General features: G+C 37.8%; 14 protein-coding genes. 6 read left to right on the top strand and 8 right to left on the bottom strand.

The genetic code is table 11. The annotated features are described in order from the left end of the window. Nucleotides 1–87: 87 nt before the first annotated feature. On the bottom strand, nt 88–819 hold the full coding sequence (locus PN471_RS20285) for a TerC family protein (protein WP_271778383.1): 732 nt from the start codon (nt 817–819) through the stop codon (nt 88–90). A gap of 270 nt (nt 820–1,089) precedes the next feature. Beyond that, on the bottom strand, nt 1,090–2,130 hold the full coding sequence (locus PN471_RS20290) for an RNA-guided endonuclease InsQ/TnpB family protein (protein WP_271778384.1): 1,041 nt from the start codon (nt 2,128–2,130) through the stop codon (nt 1,090–1,092). Nucleotides 2,131–2,810: 680 nt separating this feature from the next. On the opposite strand from PN471_RS20290, the gene PN471_RS20295 reads away from it, so the two are divergent. Beyond that, nucleotides 2,811–3,005 carry a DUF2811 domain-containing protein gene (locus PN471_RS20295; RefSeq protein ID WP_193894023.1) on the top strand — a complete coding sequence of 65 codons (195 nt, stop codon included), beginning with the start codon at nt 2,811–2,813 and terminating at the stop codon, nt 3,003–3,005. A gap of 98 nt (nt 3,006–3,103) precedes the next feature. On the opposite strand, the gene PN471_RS20300 is transcribed toward PN471_RS20295, so the two are convergent. Further along, nucleotides 3,104–3,802, bottom strand: a complete 699-nt coding sequence (locus PN471_RS20300; RefSeq protein WP_271778385.1) for a response regulator transcription factor — start codon at nt 3,800–3,802, stop codon at nt 3,104–3,106. Nucleotides 3,803–4,181: 379 nt separating this feature from the next. On the opposite strand from PN471_RS20300, the gene PN471_RS20305 reads away from it, so the two are divergent. Then, nucleotides 4,182–4,805, top strand: coding sequence for a CPP1-like family protein (locus PN471_RS20305; RefSeq protein ID WP_271778386.1), 624 nt, complete (start codon nt 4,182–4,184; stop codon nt 4,803–4,805). 233 nt (nt 4,806–5,038) lie between these two features. Here the strand turns inward: PN471_RS20305 and PN471_RS20310 are convergent, their stop codons facing one another. After that, nucleotides 5,039–5,719, bottom strand: coding sequence for an HAD family hydrolase (locus PN471_RS20310; protein WP_271778387.1), 681 nt, complete (start codon nt 5,717–5,719; stop codon nt 5,039–5,041). Nucleotides 5,720–6,075: 356 nt separating this feature from the next. On the opposite strand from PN471_RS20310, the gene PN471_RS20315 reads away from it, so the two are divergent. Then, nucleotides 6,076–7,194: a hypothetical protein gene (locus PN471_RS20315; protein ID WP_271778388.1), complete on the top strand. Its 1,119-nt coding sequence runs from the start codon at nt 6,076–6,078 to the stop codon at nt 7,192–7,194. On the opposite strand, the gene PN471_RS20320 is transcribed toward PN471_RS20315, so the two are convergent. From PN471_RS20320 to sbcC, 3 genes are all read right to left on the bottom strand, one after another. Further along, complete coding sequence (locus tag PN471_RS20320; RefSeq protein WP_271778389.1) at nt 7,181–7,369, bottom strand: hypothetical protein; 189 nt, start codon at nt 7,367–7,369, stop codon at nt 7,181–7,183. The genes PN471_RS20315 and PN471_RS20320 overlap by 14 nt on opposite strands. After that, nucleotides 7,366–8,670, bottom strand: coding sequence for an MATE family efflux transporter (locus PN471_RS20325; protein ID WP_271778390.1), 1,305 nt, complete (start codon nt 8,668–8,670; stop codon nt 7,366–7,368). Before PN471_RS20325 ends, PN471_RS20320 begins: the two co-directional genes overlap by 4 nt. A gap of 202 nt (nt 8,671–8,872) precedes the next feature. Further along, entirely contained in the window at nt 8,873–11,899 is a 3,027-nt protein-coding gene (sbcC, locus tag PN471_RS20330) for an exonuclease subunit SbcC (protein WP_271778391.1), read from the bottom strand. A gap of 277 nt (nt 11,900–12,176) precedes the next feature. Here sbcC and PN471_RS20335 point away from each other — a divergent pair, with 277 nt between their 5' ends. After that, nucleotides 12,177–12,671, top strand: a complete 495-nt coding sequence (locus PN471_RS20335) for a restriction endonuclease subunit S (protein WP_271778392.1) — start codon at nt 12,177–12,179, stop codon at nt 12,669–12,671. A gap of 875 nt (nt 12,672–13,546) precedes the next feature. On the opposite strand, the gene dxs is transcribed toward PN471_RS20335, so the two are convergent. Then, nucleotides 13,547–15,454 (bottom strand): 1-deoxy-D-xylulose-5-phosphate synthase, encoded by a 1,908-nt coding sequence (gene dxs, locus PN471_RS20340; RefSeq protein WP_271778393.1) that lies wholly within the window; start codon nt 15,452–15,454, stop codon nt 13,547–13,549. A gap of 729 nt (nt 15,455–16,183) precedes the next feature. Here dxs and PN471_RS20345 point away from each other — a divergent pair. Both PN471_RS20345 and prmC read left to right on the top strand, forming a co-directional pair. Next, complete coding sequence (locus tag PN471_RS20345; protein WP_271778394.1) at nt 16,184–16,957, top strand: Tic22 family protein; 774 nt, start codon at nt 16,184–16,186, stop codon at nt 16,955–16,957. A 22-nt stretch (nt 16,958–16,979) separates the two neighbouring features. Then, entirely contained in the window at nt 16,980–17,885 is a 906-nt protein-coding gene (gene prmC / locus PN471_RS20350; protein WP_271778395.1) for a peptide chain release factor N(5)-glutamine methyltransferase, read from the top strand. Nucleotides 17,886–18,032: the final 147 nt, after the last annotated feature.

The raw sequence follows: 18,032 nt of genomic DNA on the forward strand, positions 1-18,032 counted from the left end.
AAGAGTCAAGAGGCAAGAGTCAAGAGGCAAGAGGCAAGAGGCAAGATTAATTTCTCCTCATCTCCTCTGCTTCTGGTCTTTGCTGAATTACTTTGTTACTTCGGATACTTCAGCTTTTTCCTTTTCTTCTGGGGCTAATTCCACAACCTTGCGTTTAGAGAAGCCCCAGGCTAAGATGATCCCAATGGCAGTCACTACGAGCCATTCTGGTGGGACTAAATCATCGTTGATGACTTTTAATAAGAGACGTAAACCCACAAATGCTACAGTGATATAGCCTGCGTCTTCTAAGTTTGTATATTCATCTAACCAGCGGATAAATAATCCAGCCATAAATCGGAGGGTGATAATCCCAATGGTTGTACCTGTGATTACTAACCATGTTTCTTGGGAAACGGCGATCGCTGTGGTGACACTATCCAAGGAAAAGGCTAAATCTGTAAAGGCAATTACGGGTATAGCTTGCCATAAAGATTTAAAACGTGGTCCATGATGGTGATTGTTTTCATCTTCTTGGGAACTGAAGTGTTGAAATACTAGCCATAACAGATAAGCAGCACCCAATAGTTCAAATTGCCAAAATTTTTGTACCCAGGTGGCTGTTAACAGTAGGCTAATGCGGAGAACGTAAGCGAAGACTAACCCAATATTTAGGGCTTGACGTTCTAGTTTCTTGTCTTCTAGTCCTTGGGCGATCGCAGCGAGAGCGATCGCATTATCAGCCGACAGTACCGCTTCTAAAAACACTAATATTAAGAGGACTATAGAAGCTTCAACACTGAAATGAAAATTTAAGTAATCAAATATTTGGTCTAACATTCCAATTTCTCAGGCAAAAATTTAAGAATCTACAAAAAAGGGAATAGGGGATAGGTCACAGGTTACAGGTTACAGGTTACAGGTTACAGGTTACAGGTTACAGGTTACAGGTTACAGGTTACAGGTTACAGGTAACAGTGTCATTATTTCCATACTTCCATTTATCTTAACGTGCATTTAGCTGCTATATAAGACCTGGACAAAGCTAGACTTTACTTTCTACTTCAACGGGAGCATGGGAGCGGTTATCCCTCGGTAGACTTTCACGCCTTAGCCAGACGCGATAACATGATTGCTGCATTTAGAGCGATAAATTCTTTCAGACAAGGAAAGACTATCTTTTTTATGCCCACAGTGAGAACAGGTTTTACTTGATGGATAAAATCTATCAGCAATTATAATTTCACAACCAAATTTTTTAGCTTTATATTCTAGCTGACGCTTAAACTCATAAAACCCACAATCAGCTATTGCTTGAGCTAATTTATTATTTGATAACATCCCTGAAACATTTAAATCTTCTACTACTATCTTCGCGTGGTTTTTGCATAAGTAAGTAGTAAGTTTATGAATAGTGTCTTTTCTCAGGTTTGCTATTCTTGCATGATGTCTAGCTAGTTTAATTTTAGCTTTATGCTTATTGTTTGAACATGAAGCTTTTCTACAATAGACTTTGGATGATCTTTGTAGTTTGGCTAAGTTCTGTTTATAGTGTTTAGGATTAGGGAAGGTAATACCAGTGCTTAGTGTAGCTAGTTCCTTTACTCCCAAATCAACACCAACAACATCATGGTCTTTAATAGTTGGTTGACATTCTTTTTCATAAGAAAAGGCTATATACCAACTATTGGCAGTTCTATAAATAGTAATACTTTTACAGGTGGTGTGAGGTAATCCTTCATAAGTTTTTACCCATGCAATTGTTGGTAGTTTTATTGATGTACCACCTACAGGAATTGGTTTACCACCTGCATCAATTGTAAAACTATCATTTTTTCCTTTCTTTTTGAAGTTAGGATATTTAGACTGTCCTTGAAAGAATCTCTGGAAAGCTTCACCTAAACTATCAAAAGCGTATTGAGTGATTTTCTGACAAATACCTTTTTCTTTAATCCATGTCAATTCAGGTTTGACATGATTGTTAAAGAATTTTTTGAGAAGATATTTGTTTGGTTTTAACCCATCGTTATACAAATAAGCCCAAGTTGCTAACCCCCAATTGTAGGTAAACCTTGCTATGCCAGCGTGTTTAGCCATGAATATTTCTTGAGTTTTATTTAACTTGAGTTTTGTTTTGATGGATAAAAGCATTTGCTGATTTCAACACTATACTTTGTTATTTAATTCTGACACATTTTGCCTAATTTTTTAGTCAACTTATTCCATGTATACTTCAAATACTTGTAGTTTTGTATGTATTTGTATAGGTTTGTCTAGCTCACTCTTAACGAGTAACTTTTGTCACAAACTACCTCTTACCTCCTATGCTCTCTCCCTACCCTCTGTTCCCTGCCCCTACTCCCTGTTACTTGCCTGATATGTCATATTTTCCTGACATTATGGTAATTCTTATTATTAACTATTGTTTTCCTCATTGATTCCACAGGATTTCCACAGGTAATTTGGGACTTTTCCACAGACGTTCTACGAGTTAATCAGTCATTGCTGACTTATTGGGGATTGTGAATTTTTCCCTACTAACAGGCTAGATAACTGAGTTTTTATAAAGTTATGTAACGAAAATATAGTTGTGAGCCTGATTATTGCGTCGAGATTTATTTTTGACTGCTAATTGTTAACATTTCGCAGCATTGACAAATCCACCCCTGGTGAGCGCAAAATGATGAGTCTTAGTTTGATTTCATTCGGCATCTGAATTTTGTGTTCTGGTTTATTTTAATTTCCCCCCTACGTCCCTCACAGGGTATGAATCAGCCCTCAGTCAGACTGAACACAAATAACTTCTCTTGATTGATCTACAGGAAAATTTTATGAACACCACAGTCCCTATCTTGACCGAAATTCCCGAAACATTACAGGAATCTATGAACAACTACCTAGAAACCCATCCTGATTGGGATCAAAACCGGGTGTTAACAGCGGCTTTATCGTTATTTTTGTTGCAAAATGGTGAGAGCGATCGCCGAGCCGCTCGTGTTTACTTAGAAACTTTATTTCATCAATGATCTATAGAAATACTGGATTAAATAAACCAAGTTTGTTTATTTGATCCCACACCTTGATTGTGTGGGATTGGCGGGGATTTACAAGTGGTAGTCAAATTTTAGGCAGAAGTAGCGCATTCAAATTTGTACCCGACACCACGGATGGTATGAATTAATGTTGATTGAGTCGGATCTATTTCAATTTTCTTCCGAATTTGACCGATATGAACATCCACAACTCGCTGATCCCCAACATATTCATAGTCCCACACTTCTTGAATAAGTTCGGAGCGTCGCCAAACTCTAGCTGGGTGACTAGCGAGGAAATACAATAAGTCAAATTCCAGGGCAGTTAGGGGAACGGGTTCGCTACTAAGCATTACTTCCCGTCGCATAAAATCAATTGTTAATTTGTCAAAAATTAAGCGTTGCTTTTCGGCATTAGTCACAACTCGCTGCCGCCTTAAAATAGCTGCTACTCTTACCTCTAACTCTCCCAAACCAAATGGCTTAGTGAGATAGTCATCAGCACCTTTAGCAAAACCGCGAATTTTATCACCTTCGTCGGTTCTACTGGTCAGGAGTAGTACAAATACGCCACTACGACTCTGCATTTCTTGACAAAGGTTAAAGCCAATTACATCCGGCAGATTAACATCTAAAATTACTAAATCGGGATTAAATTGTTCAAACATACTCATACCAGTCTTCCCGTCTTCAGCGGACTCAACTTGGTAATTTTGTTTGAGCAAAAAGCGTTGGATTAAATTTCGCACCGCGGGATCGTCGTCAACTACAAGAATCTTAGCAACAGCCATAGGGATTAGTTTTTATAAAAGTGCATAGGATTAACAACCATGATTGCGTAGAGACGCAGGTTCTACTTTGGTAGTAATTCAAAATTTACAGGGGACAGGAATGATGATCCTGATTATTTGCATAAAATGTGATTTTTATTATGGATAGGGAAGAGGTAAATATGCTGGTATAGCAAAAGTTACGAGAAATTCAGTTTTGTTGAATTTATGTGCGGTTGACCCGACTCATGTTATGATCATGATGGATGGATAAAATCGCCTAAGACAAATAATTCAGATAGTTACCGATCTAGTTGTTGTCTTTATTTCTATAAAATCTAAAGTTGTTTTTCTGTAAAATAAAAAGTGCCGCCGATTAAGGCTAAAGTAATAACCTCCCATGAGTGATCAAAGTCCCTACGAAAAACTTGGGGTATCGGAAGACGCAAGCTTCGATGAAATCCAGGATGTTCGGAATCGCCTGTTGGAAAAACATGGTGGTGATAGTAATGTCCGAGAAGCCATTGAAGCCGCTTATGATGCGATTTTAATGGAACGCCTACGGATGCGCCAAGAAGGTAAGATTAAAGTGCCTGAGCGCATCCGATTTCCAGAAATGCGAGTTCCATCTTCTCCTCAAATAAGTCAATCCCTTGGTCAGCAGTCTCCTGCATGGCTACAGCGAAGTTTAGATCAGCCCACGTTAACTGATGTCCTGCTACCAGGTGCTTTGTATTTAGGTTTGGGTGCAACGAGTTTGTTGTATCCCGGTGGTGGTGGACAGGTTTTACAACTGTCTTTGGTAGTTGGGGTGGGTGTTGGTATTTACTTTCTTAATCGCAAGGAAGGAAAGTTTGGGAGAGCGGTTTTATTGACGCTGGTGAGTTTAATTGCTGGTTTAATTGCTGGTGGTCTGATTGCTGGCTTGATATTACCATTGCCAGTGATCAATATGACGGCGAATCAGTTTTCTACATTGTTGACTTTTATCTTGCTGTGGTTAGTAAGTAGTTTTTTACGTTAGATAATGGGTAATTGGTTAGGAATGTGAATTAAATAAGGTGCAAAAGTAGGGTGTGTTAGCGAGAGCGTAACGCACCATTATTTTCTTTTTTAGCAGACTCAAACCTTTGATATATATAGGTCTTACATTTATTCAGCAAGCCCTATCTAGACCTCTATTCAGACTAGAGAAATCCTGCCTGAGCAAGTCATATCGTTGATTAAAGAATCTCAGTGTCTTTAGACCTGAGAGTGTCAATGGTTGAGGATGAAATTTACAGCGGTTTTTAAGTCTGGCATAATCAGATCAGGTTGATAAGATTCAAGTTGTGAGCGATCGCGGATACCAGATTCAACAGCGATAATTTTAATATTATGTTTTTTGGCGGACGTAATGTCGGCTTCTGTGTCTCCCACCATCCAAGTATCAGCAGCGGGGGGGAGTTCGGCTAAGGCTTTAGCCATTAACAATGGTTTATCTTCGACATCACGGGTTTTTACATAGTCGTTGCTTAGGCAATAACGGCGATTTTCTGGGAAAAATTGGCTTAAATTATGTTGATTAAAGGCATAGTGTAGTTCTCGTACTCTCCGCATGGTCATCACTGCTAAATCAACACCGGCGGCTTGAATTTGGGTGAGTGCGGCTAATGCTGTGGGGACAAGAACATCATACTGGAAATAAGGTAAGGTGTGAACTGTTTGTTTACGGATTTGGGAGAATTGTTGCCCTTGTTGGGCATCTAAACCTGATTTGAGGGCAATTTGGAGTTCGGGAGTGTGCGATCGCTTGAGTTGCCAAAATTCGGCTTTAGACAGTTCTGTAATTGTTTGTTGAGGATATCGGGTTTTCTCTAGACACAATTGATAAACACGGTAATAGCGTTCCGAAACATCCATGATTGGCCCGTCAAAGTCAGTAATTAGTCTCAGCATTAGTAGATGTAGATAATGTTAATTTTTTTTCATTATCCCAGTCAAGTGATATTTTAAAAAATATATAGTGATCCGATTTGATTGATGAATTTTTCGTGGAGGCAGGGAACTCTTAACTGGGAACAGGGAACAGGAAAGAAGGCTTTCAGTATCTACTGAGTTCTGTATGGCTTACGCCACGCTACGCTATCAAAAATCAAACAGGAGTCCTATACAATACCTTAGCCAAAACCCTGAAACCCTATTAATATCGTTACTTACGATTTCATTAAGTTTCAGACACATTGAGGAAAATTGGCAATAGTATTGCTACTATTAGTTGATAACTTGTATTTATTACCATTGTTTCTAATATTATGGGTTACAAAAATTTCAAATTGGGACTTTGCGGAACTTCCTTTAAGGAAAATGAATTACGCCTTCCTATTCATCCAGAACATTTGGCTAATCTTGATTCCCAAACTAGAGAAAACTTGTTTCTTGAAGAAGGATATGGCGAAGGTTTTGGAATTAGCTCAGATTTCTTGAAACAACACATAAAAAATATTGTACCTCGTCAAGTTTTGTTTGAACAATGTGATGCAATTGTACTTTTAAAACCGACCAAACACGATTTCAGATTTTTTCAAGAAAACCAAATTATTTTAGGATGGCTGGATTGTAGATATCATCATGAGTTAAATCAAGTAGGAATAGACAAAAAGATGACGTTCATAGCCTTAGAATTTATGTACTTTTGGAGGGATGAAAAAACACCGACTAAGCATATTTTTGATAAAAATAATGAATTAGGGGGTTATTGTAGTGTTTGGCATAGCTTAGAAGTCCTAGATATGGCACGTTATAATAATACCTCCAAACCTATAGCTATTCTTGGTTTTGGCAATACAACACGAGGAGCGATTTCTGCTTTAGACAAATTGGGTTATAGGGATATCACTATCTTTACTCGTCGTCAATATCATGATTTAAAAAATCCTATTTCTGGCGTAAATTATTATCATTATAACTGTGTTGCTTCCCCTGATAGTAAGAATTATGTAATTCCTATGGCTAAAAATCAAGATTATTTACTAGTGAGAGAATTAGCTAATTATGATATTATCATTAACTGTATTATCCAAGAAAATAATGCAGTAGTAAAATTTATTCGTAATGAACAATTAAAATATTTTAAACCTGGAACTATTATCATTGATGTTTCTCTTGACTTACCAATGGCATTTGAATTTGGGAAATTTACATCTTTTAGTGAGCCTTTTTTTGAAGTAGGAACAGGAGTAATTTATTATGGAGTTGATAACAGTCCTAGCTATCTATGGCAAGAAGCAACTTATCAAGTAAGTAAAGCTTTCTTACCTTATGTAAAGACGATTATGGCAGGAGAGGAAACATGGAAGAAAAATTTGACTATTTGGAACGCAATAGACATTAAAAATGGTATTCCTCAAAATCCAGCCCTTAATTTTTTCTAGCTGCCAAATAGTCAAATAAATAGCTAAGTAGGTGAACACAATAAAACCAATCTGTGTAAAGAAAAGTAAAATCGCTCAAATCCTCTTCACTCTTGCCTTTTGCCTGGCCATAACGACGATTTACAATGCTAACCTCACTTAAGCTAACTTTACCAATTGTCCATTTTTTAATCATGTTTCCTTTTGTTGATTAGTTTTGATAAAATCATTACTAAATATTTCTAACAATTGCAGTAAAAGCACTACCAATCTAGTCACCATAAACGCTGATATAGCCAACCATAAAAGATGGTTATTATGAGTTATCCATGCCCAAGTTGCTGAAGGTAAAAACCCTATGAAAAGTCCTAGTATAGCTGCGTTAAGTGGGGCTTTACTATTTGCTAATCCCGCAAAATAACCTTCTAAAATCCAAGCAATTGAAAAACAGATTAAAACTATAAACAACCAAGGAGTATAAATCTTAATTGGCTCTATGATTTCATGATGATTAGTTAACAATCCAAAAATAATTTCTGGTAAAAGAACACACACTGCCGAAGTTAAAACTCCTACTATTGTACTAACTATTAGAGAAATTTGCAGCAATGATAATAATTCATCATTATTATTTTGCCCTTTCAGATTTCCAGTTATTGTTTCTGTGGTAAATCCTATGGCTTCAATGACATACATAATTAGATAAATTATCTGTTGAAGTAAAGTATTCTCAGCTAAAATTTCAGTTCCCAATGGCGCACTTAGAGCGAAGAAAATCCCCCAAATAGCCATACATATAAATGATTTTAGTAGCAAGTCACCATTGAATGACATAAGATTTCGGAAAATATATAAATCCCAAAATTTAGGGATAGCTTTCGATAAAATCTGCCATTCAATAGAAATAATTACTAGAATTATACCTAATAATAAAGTTAAATATTCGCTAAATGTTTGCGATAAGCCGACTCCTTGACTTCCCAAGTTCCACTGGACAATTACCACATAGCTTAGTACCACATTAACGATATTACCAAGCGCAGTTAACAGCAAGACTTTACCATTTTGTTCCCGTCCTAAAAACCAACCAAGAATTACGAAATTGAGTAAAACAGCGGGTAATCCCCAAATTCGAGCATAAAAATAAGATAGTCCACTTGATTCAACGTTTGAAGATCCATTTAATAGACTAAAGCCTAATACTCCTATTGGATACTGTAATATGACAATCACTACACCTATTACCACAGCAATGAAAGCACTTCGTAGTGCTACTAGTAATAGCTCTTCTTTGTCATCTTTACCAACTGATTGAGCAGTTAAAGCAGTTGTTGATATTCTTAAAAACAGTAAACTCTCAAAAATACAGTTGAATAAAATAGTAGCTAAACTAACTCCTGCTAAATCATCAATTTGAGTGAGATGTCCTAAGAAAGCAACAGAAAATAATCCAGCTAGAGGTTCTGTAAGATTAGCAAGAATATTAATACCTGTCATTTTGAAAAAACGACGTAACAGATCATGATTTATCCTATTTATAGGAGATATATTCTTCGTGAAATTACGGAGCAAATAAGTCAGCACAGGAACATAATATAGTACAACAAAGATAAGAATACCAGATTTTTCAAACAAGTGGAGGATTTGCTGTTTTTGCTGTTGTTGTTAGGACTGATGCAAAATGTAAGTTCATCAATAATTACATCAATAATTGTAATTGTGAACCTTGTTGATTTTTACTTACTTCGATTCTGGCTTGGAAGGCTTCTTTGAGGTGGGGCATATGGGTGACAGTGAGGATACAGGCAAAATCAGCGGATATGGCGTTAATGGCGGCTATTAGGCGATCGCATCCTTCCCCATCTTGAGTCCCAAAACCTTCATCTACTACTAATAATTGTAATGATGCTCCTGCTCTTTGTGCCAATAATTTTGCCAGGGCTAAACGAATAGCAAAGTTAATTCTAAAAGCTTCCCCTCCTGAATAAGTTTCATAGGATCTCGTTCCCCTAGCATCAGCAATTAAGATATCTAAAGTATCTATTAATTTGGCATTTTTCTTGCTGGATTTGCCACTGCGTCCGGCTTTTTGGGTGACAAACTGAACATGAAATTGATTCGCACTCAATCGAGAAAGTAGTTGATTAGCTTCCGCTTCCAGTTGAGGTAAAATATTTTCAATCATTAAAGCTTGAATCCCATTTTTGCCGAAAGCTTGGGCTAATTCCTGATAAACACGCTGTTGTTGTTTACAATTTCGTAATTGTTGTATTCCTTGTTCATACTGATTTTGTAAACTTTCTAATTGCAGAGACATTTGTTTTAATTGCCCTAACTGAGATATTTTATTATCTAGTTCCCGTCTGCGGTTTGCTAATTGTTGTTCTAAATTCTGAATTTGGGCTGTGGGATTGGCACTATCAGATAATTGTTTAACAATATTATCAATTTCTTGAGTTAAGATCTCTCTTTCTTTCAGGATTCTTTGTAATGAATCTTCTAAATCTTGACTTTTACTAAGTAATTGCGGATATTGTACTTGTGCTGATAATAATTGTTGATGACGTGATTGCCAAACTTGCCCTTGTCGGACACCTTGACGCAGATAATTATGCTGTTCGGAACTATAGCCAATTTCCGCAATTTGCTGTTCTAAATTAGCGATTTCTTTGGCACAATCAGAATCAGTTTGTCCCTGTTGGAGTTGCCATTGTAATTGAGTAATATTCCCTGTTAATTCTGGTTTTTTAGCTGTTAGTTGTGCTTGGCGTTTTAAGGCATCTTTAATTTGTCCTTGTTTAATTTCTGCCCAACGCCATCTTTCCACCTCACTGCGGGCAAGGGCGTGGTCTTGTTCACTATAGTTAAGTTGTTGAAGATATTGATCTAATTGCTGAATTTCTATTTGTTTTTCTGGGGCATAATCACCAGTTTCTAACGAATTTTCTAAATGTTCTTTTTGGGCAATAATTTGTAGTAACTGTTGTTGGACATCACTTGTAGCTTCTAACTGTGCGGCTAATTGTCCCCGTTGTTCCCGCAATGAATCATAACCGGATAATTTTTGAGATATTTCTCGATATTCCTGTCGGAGTACCTGAATTTCTCGATCTGAAACTGCGAGTTGTTCCCGCACTACCCAAAATTGTCCTTGAGTATCTTCATATTCTAGTTGGGTTTTTTCGATCACTTTACTCCAATGATGTTCATCTAAAGGACGTTCACACAAAGGGCAACTAGCATCGGGATTTTGTAACATTTGCAATTTTTGTTCTAGTTCTCCTAACAACCTTTCATAATCTCGTTGGTGGGCTTGCAAACGTTCAATAAAATGTCGTCTTTCCTGTCCTTTCTCTTGGACTCTTTGGAGATAAACGCGCTTTTTTTCTAATTCTTCAATTTGCGTGCCTATTTCTATGACTGCTTGTTGTAATTGGGGTTGCCGGTGATTTTGATTTTGTAATTGTTTTTCTGTGGCTTGCATTTGCTCTAATCGTGCGACTAAACTAGCATGAGTGCGATCTAATTGAGTTTGCAAACTGGCTCTTTGTTGTAATAATGGTGTTACCTGCATTTGCAATTGATCTAAATTAGTCAAATGCTGACGGGCGGTATTTAATTGTAATATAGCTGTTTCGATATCCCCAGATTTACTCAGGGTTTGGGTAATTTCTTGTTCTTGCTGTTCTAAAGCTGCTAATTGGGCTTGGGCTTGTTGTAATTGACGTTCTAAATCTTGAGTTTGTTTATATAGTTGTTGTTGTTTTTGTTGTTTTAAATTGGTAGCGCGGGTATGTTGTTCAAATTTAGCAGCAAAGATTTCTTCTTGAGATTGGAGATTTTGATATTGAGAATAACCAGCTTGAATGTCAGTTTGTTGATTTAAAACCTTTTCTAAATCTGCTAGTTGGGATTTTACGGCTATTTGTTCTTGTTGTAGGCGATCGCTATCTTGACTCAGATTATCATATCGTTGCCGCAGAAAATTTAATTGCTGTTCCCAACTTTGTCTTTGATGTTGGATAACCTGTAAACTTTGTAACTGAATATTTTCAGAAGCTTGCACCTGTTGTAGATTATTCAGTTGCGCTTCTAACTCAGTGCGCTGAGTTTCCGTTATTTCCCGTTGTTGGAGTTGAATTTTGATATTTGCTAAAGAATTTTCTAACTCTTCTCCTTGGATTCTATAAAGTTTAGCTTTATCCTTGGCTCGTTCTTCCAACTCATCATACTGATTTAGTTTCAATAACTCTGCTAAAATTTCCTTACGTTCAGCAGGACGTTTGAGCATAAATTCATCGGCTTTTCCTTGACGCAAATAAGCCGAATTAATAAAAGTCTCATAATCTAGCTTAATATGTTCGAGAATCACATCCTGAGTGGCTTTTAATCCCTTACCCGTCAAAGGACGAAACCCAGTGGGAGTTTCAATTTGAAATTCCAAAATACTAGTTCCACCCCTCACCCGGTTACGAATTACCCGATAAGTTTGCTGACCACTTTGGAAAGTGAAATCAATTCGGACTTCTTTCGCCCCGGCATGAATCACATCATCCTCAACAGTAGCACGGCTTTCACCCCAAATTGCCCAAGTGATAGCTTCTAGAAGGGAAGATTTTCCCGCACCATTAGAACCACAAATACACGCCGTATGCAAGCCGCTAAAATCTAAACTTGCGTCACGGTAACTGAGAAAGTTTTTAATGATAAGTTGGACTGGGATCATTCAGGCTATAGTGCCACATTTACAATTTTGATTGTTAACAGTACAGATGCACTTAGTTTTTAGTTTAGTCATGTAATTAGCAGGTTTCTAGTCTTGAAGACATCAATTTTACAAAAATTTACAATATTAGGACTTACGCAAGTGTCACACTAAACATCTGTTGTAGGGTGCGTCAGGTATCAAAAATCTGTTTATTGGTAGGATTTATGCAGTCTGACGCACCCTACCAATGTGCCGGTTGCGTAAGTCCTGAACTAATATGAAGAATGGAACTATTATGGATAATGGACTAAAATATATAGATGATAATGTGTATCAGCCAATAAAAAAATATATTATTGAGCGCGATGATTTATATATCACTATAGCAGGAACTATTGGACAAGTAGGAGAAGTTCCTGAACTTTTCAATAAAATGAATTTAACAGAAAATGCGGCAAAAATTGTATTTCGAGGTTTAAATAAAAAATATTTTCTTCCGGTACTTAGTTCTAATATAGTTCAACAGCAATTCAAAGATAAGACCAATCAACAGGCACAACCAAAATTAGCAATCAAACGCATTGCTGATGCTATTATTCCTCTCCCACCACTTAATGAACAAAAACGCATAGTTTCCAAAGTAGATAAATTAATGAAACTATGTGATGAACTAGAAACCAAACTAACACAAACTCAAACAGAGAGCGAAAAAATCATTAGAGGATGTTTGAAAAGTTTCCGGCGATTAGAAATCGCTACTACACAAACAAAGTCCACCTGCGTGGACTAAGGAAAAATCAAGGCCTTTGAACCCACGAAGGTGGGTTTCGTCTGTGTAGCTGCGACTTCTAGTCGCCCTTGCAAGTAATAAATTAGACTTTTCAAACACCCTCTTAATGCTGCTGTCAAACAATTATTAACGGTGTAAGTAGAGTAACGTAAATAATTAAAGGTTTGTAGTCAGGTCTTTAGACCTGAAAGTAGGGCTAAAGCCCTAACTACGAGCCAATTTCAAAATCTGTTAACTTACTTAACATAGTTCTATTTATTTTTGCCTACCTACTTAGTAGTAGGTTGGGTTGAGAAAACTCAACATTTCGGGGATGTTGTTGGGTTTGGTCTTCGTTCTATCCAACCTACGAAAATTAAATTAATATCTTATTACATAAGGGTGGCGGTAGAAGCATTATTTTCTGAAAATTAGTAATATAATAATGAAAGATATTAAGGAGTTAATGATATGCAAATAAAACTTAAATCAAAAGTTGATGCAGAAGGTAAATTATTTTTATAACTTCGTCAACGATTAGCTAATCAAGAATTAGTTGTCAAAAAAGAACGGAATTTAGCTTTATATGAGTTATTTTTCTCTTTGTAGTTTGTGGTCGGTTTATGCTAGAAATAGTTATTGCACTAAACTCCCCACATCAAGCCAATCAACATCAGAATCAGGATACCCAAGATAAAAGGATAAACAGGATCAGGAAATACATACAAAATAATTGGCGTTGTTGAATTGAGGTATCAACATCAAAAATTCCATTTCTCAACCTCTTAGTCTTTGCGCCTTTGCGTGAGACGAATTCATACTTTTATTCATCAACGCCAAATAATTAAATCCTGAAAATCCTTAAATCCTGAAAATCCTGATTCAGACAATAAAAACTATTTCACACCAGCTAATTCCTTCTTAAAGAAAGCTTGTAAAATACTTTCCGCAATTTGAGGACTACTCAAACCCAACTCAGCAAAAGATTGATCTGGCGTAGCATGATCTACCAAAATATCAGGAACACCAATCCGCTTCACAGGGACAACAACATCAGCATCAAGTAAAGCCTCAGCCACAGCAGAACCAAAGCCACCCATTAAACAACCTTCTTCCAAAGTCACAACCCGGCCAATTTGTTTAGCCAAAGGTAAAATCAACTCAGTATCCAAAGGTTTCACAAAACGACCATTAATTACAGTTGCCTCAATCCCATGTTCGCTGAGAATTTCCGCCGCTTGCATTGCTGGGTAAACCATCGTACCATAGCCGACAATCAACACATCATCACCTTGACGGAGAATTTCCCCCTTCCCGATTTCCAGAGATTCCCAGCCTTCCTCCATTAAGGGGACACCGTGACCATTACCACGAGGGAAACGCATCGCAATCGGTCCATCTGTGTAATTAATCCCAGTCACAACCATCCGTTGTAATTCCGCCTCATCCTTGGGGGCCATGACCACAATATTCGGAATACAACGCAGATAAGCAATATCATACATCCCTTGGTGAGTTGGACCATCAGCCCCAACAATCCCTGCCCGATCTAAACAGAAGAATACGGGGAGGTTTTGAATACAAACATCGTGAATAATTTGGTCAAAGGCACGTTGTAAGAAAGTGGAATAAATAGCAGCGACAGGACGCATACCTTCACAGGCTAAACCAGCAGACAAGGTAATGGCGTGTTGTTCGGCAATTCCCACATCAATATACTGATGAGGTAGTTTAGCTTGTAGTTTATCTAAGCCTGTACCAGTAGCCATTGCCGCCGTAATACCCACGATTTTAGGATTTTGTTCCGCCAGTGTTACTAAGGTATGAGAAAATACCTTAGCGTAAGCAGGGGGTTTAGGTTTACTAGAGGGAATCGCCTTCCCAGTGGCTAAATTAAAGGGAGTTTGGGCATGGTAGCCGACTTGGTCTTTTTCCGCCAGTTCATAGCCTTTACCCTTAGTTGTGACTACATGAACCAAAACCGGGCCAGTAATTTGGTGTGCTTGTTGGAATGTGGCAATTAATTCCTCTAAATTATGCCCATCAACTGGACCCATGTAAGTAAAGCCCAATTCTTCAAAAACAGCGCCGACCTTGGGGACTGCTAACCGCTTCATTCCTTCCTTAATGCGTTCCAGTTCTGGAGAAATAGATTCACCCACAAAAGGCAGATGTTTTAACTGTTCCTCAATCCCATCGGAGAGAAACTGCACTGGCGGACTCAGACGCATTTTATTCAGATAACGAGGAATCGCCCCCACATTGGGAGAAATTGACATCTCATTGTCATTGAGAACCACCAGCAGATTAGTTTTCGGGAGGTGTCCAGCGTGGTTAATGGCTTCTAGCGCCATACCCCCTGTTAAAGCCCCATCACCAATCACAGCAACGGTTTTAAATTTTTCCCCTTTTAAGTCGCGGGCTAAAGCCATCCCTAATGCGGCGGAAATACTTGTAGAAGCGTGTCCTGCGCCAAAATGATCAAATTTGTTCTCGCAGCGTTTGAGATAACCTGCAACGCCATCCTTTTGCCGGAGAGTATCGAAATTACTGTAGCGTCCGGTAATTAATTTGTGGGGATAAGCTTGATGTCCTACATCCCATATAACTTTATCCCGATCTAAATCTAGGGTTTGGTAAAGTCCTAGTGTTAATTCGACAACTCCCAAGCCAGGACCCAAATGCCCTCCAAAGGCGGCTACGGTTTGTAAGTGCTTCTCACGAATTTGACGGGCAATTTGTTGCAACTGCCGAATTGACAAACCATGCAACTGGTTAGGATGGGTAATTTCACTCAAGTGCATATTATCGGCTTTTCCTCTTTAGGTCTTCTTTTGGCATGATTTTATTTTCCCACTTCCGGTGGCTTCTAAAATCTGACTGTCGTTAATTGTTGTTGTTTAACTATAACTTTTGTACGTTTTTAAGATTCATGGATAAATTTTTGTTTCATTCTTGGATGAGAATAGTATCAATGTTATATTTTGATTTAAACCATATAATGACCCAGTAACTGGCATAAATTGTAACCTCCCAAAACCGCCACACACCTTATCAATCGGTTTTTGGAACGTTAGATATAATCAGATCGTCACTAAACACAGGATAGAATGGCAAAACATCAGGATATTCTTCTTTCTTCCTAGAGAAGACATATAATGGGGTTTTCAGGCTTTGGGGTGGGATAATGGAAATGAATAGCCCAGCAAAAATAAAAACAAAATAACTTTAATGCGTATATTCAGTTTCTAGAGGTGATAATATCATCACCACCAAAAGGTTTGACAAAGTCGTATTTCGAGAATTGATAGTTGATACCAAATAGCTACCATAAGTTTTTTGTAGAATGGTCTGCTATATAACTAAAACTAGTGACAGCAGGAGTCAGGAGTCAGGAGTAAAATTGACTTTGTGTATAGGTTTAAATTTAGATTTTGTACCTCCTAACTACTCAATCTGCTGTATTGGTATATAAATCTGACAATTCGTCTAATTGTTGGCATTGAATGAAATTATTGAGGTGAGGAGTGATCATGAAATTATTGGTACGTTGGGGCTTGACATTGGGTTTAGCCGGTAGTGTGATGTTTGGGGGCGTATTGGGAATCAATAATCTCCCAGCCTTTGCTTTACCACAGGAGCAAGTAGTAAAAACTTTACAAGAAGTACCCGTTTTTACACTAACTAATACCAAAGGAGAATTTGTAGTTATCTCTAGGAAAAATCAATCCAAGACTATTTCCCAGATAGGCTTTTTTCTGAGCAAAAAGGATGCTCAATCTTTTCTAGAACAGCGACTAAAAAAAGAAAATCCTCAGTTAGCAAGCACTATCCAAATCACACCTGTTTCTTTAGCAGAATACTATAAATTAGTTGTGGAAAATAATAAGAAGAAAGACTCTAATGTCATTTTTAGCTTAGTTCCTAGTAAACAACAGGTAGATCAGGCAATAACCATGCTGAATAGCAGCGGTGAAACAGACAAAAAATTTGATGGTATTCCTTTGTTTGTGCCAAAATTTAAGCAAAACAATAGCTATTTAACAATTCCCAAAGGACAAGCAGGAAAGGAGCGATTAATTCCTTTCTATTTTGATAAAGAACAAGCAGTGGCTCTTTTAGAAGAATTTAAAAAGGCTAAACCACAGGAGGCTGCTAATACAGAAATTCAGGTATTAGATCTGTATAGAGTGATTGACACACTTAGTAGTAGTAATGATCCCAGCACTAATAAAATTTTCTTGTTTCCTTCACGGGAATCACTAGAATTTATTCGTTCTATAGTTCCCGCTCAACCCAAGAAATAGACAATTATTTTTACCTCCTGAAATGTTAAAGCCAAATTATAAGGTTTCTGGATTAGAACTTTGGCTGTGGCGAAAAACCGCAATTCAAGCGGCTCTAGCTGCGGATATATCCCCAATGGAGGTAGATTGGCTATTATTAACAATAGCTAATTTAGACCGCTTGGCGCTGCGTTTGGAGTCTTTCAAAACATGGCAGGAAATCCCCATAGAATTGTCTTTAACTGACTTAGAGCAGTTGTGGCAAAGGCGATTAGATGACCGTTTACCGGTGCAGTATATTGCGGGAATGACGGCTTGGCGAAAGTTTCAACTCACGGTATCCAATGCGGTTTTAATTCCTAGACCAGAAACAGAGATATTGATTGATTTGGCTGTAGCTGCGGCTAATGATGAGGTGAAAGCAGGACATTGGGCGGATTTGGGGACGGGTAGTGGGGCGATATCCATCGGTTTAGCTGAAGTCTTGACAGATGCGATGATTCATGCTGTAGATATTAGTCCGGCTGCTTTAGCCGTAGCTCAAACCAATGCTGAAAATTTGGGTTTTGGGGAACGGATTCAATTTTATCAGGGTTCTTGGTGGCAACCTCTAGAATCTCTCAAGGGTCAGTTTAGTGGTATGGTATCAAATCCACCCTATATTCCTAGTGATACGGTCTTAACTTTACAGCCGGAAGTGGTGAAACATGAACCCCATTTAGCTTTAGATGGTGGTAAGGATGGTTTAGACTATATTCGTCATTTAATTAATGTTTCCCCTGATTATTTGCGTCCTGGGGGGCTGTGGTTAATTGAAATGATGGCAGGACAGGGGTCAATGGTGCGGGAATTATTGGTAAGTAATGGGAATTATGGCAATATTTCTATTCATGCTGATTTGGCGGGAATTGAACGTTTTGCTGTGGCTTTTAAGCACAATATTGTCTGAACACGGATTTAGCGGATTTGAGGATTAACAGGATTGTTGTTGGAGATTTTTGGGAATGGGAAGGATTTTGATTTGAATATTTAATAAGCAATATTGTCTGAATCAGGATTTTCAGGATTTGAGGATTTTCAGGATTGTTGTTAGAGA

The organism is Aphanizomenon sp. CS-733/32 (assembly GCF_028330045.1).
In the GTDB taxonomy this organism is placed as follows: Bacteria; Cyanobacteriota; Cyanobacteriia; order Cyanobacteriales; family Nostocaceae; genus Dolichospermum; species Dolichospermum gracile.

Bases quoted from the DNA above. Each gene is read 5' to 3' on its own strand.
- PN471_RS20285 (WP_271778383.1), bottom strand. From the start codon at position 819: ATGTTAGACCAAATATTTGATTACTTAAATTTTCATTTCAGTGTTGAA.
- PN471_RS20290 (WP_271778384.1), bottom strand. From the start codon at position 2,130: ATGCTTTTATCCATCAAAACAAAACTCAAGTTAAATAAAACTCAAGAA.
- PN471_RS20295 (WP_193894023.1), top strand. From the start codon at position 2,811: ATGAACACCACAGTCCCTATCTTGACCGAAATTCCCGAAACATTACAG.
- PN471_RS20300 (WP_271778385.1), bottom strand. From the start codon at position 3,802: ATGGCTGTTGCTAAGATTCTTGTAGTTGACGACGATCCCGCGGTGCGA.
- PN471_RS20305 (WP_271778386.1), top strand. From the start codon at position 4,182: ATGAGTGATCAAAGTCCCTACGAAAAACTTGGGGTATCGGAAGACGCA.
- PN471_RS20310 (WP_271778387.1), bottom strand. From the start codon at position 5,719: ATGCTGAGACTAATTACTGACTTTGACGGGCCAATCATGGATGTTTCG.
- PN471_RS20315 (WP_271778388.1), top strand. From the start codon at position 6,076: ATGGGTTACAAAAATTTCAAATTGGGACTTTGCGGAACTTCCTTTAAG.
- PN471_RS20320 (WP_271778389.1), bottom strand. From the start codon at position 7,369: ATGATTAAAAAATGGACAATTGGTAAAGTTAGCTTAAGTGAGGTTAGC.
- PN471_RS20325 (WP_271778390.1), bottom strand. From the start codon at position 8,670: ATGACAGGTATTAATATTCTTGCTAATCTTACAGAACCTCTAGCTGGA.
- sbcC (WP_271778391.1), bottom strand. From the start codon at position 11,899: ATGATCCCAGTCCAACTTATCATTAAAAACTTTCTCAGTTACCGTGAC.
- PN471_RS20335 (WP_271778392.1), top strand. From the start codon at position 12,177: ATGGATAATGGACTAAAATATATAGATGATAATGTGTATCAGCCAATA.
- dxs (WP_271778393.1), bottom strand. From the start codon at position 15,454: ATGCACTTGAGTGAAATTACCCATCCTAACCAGTTGCATGGTTTGTCA.
- PN471_RS20345 (WP_271778394.1), top strand. From the start codon at position 16,184: ATGAAATTATTGGTACGTTGGGGCTTGACATTGGGTTTAGCCGGTAGT.
- prmC (WP_271778395.1), top strand. From the start codon at position 16,980: ATGTTAAAGCCAAATTATAAGGTTTCTGGATTAGAACTTTGGCTGTGG.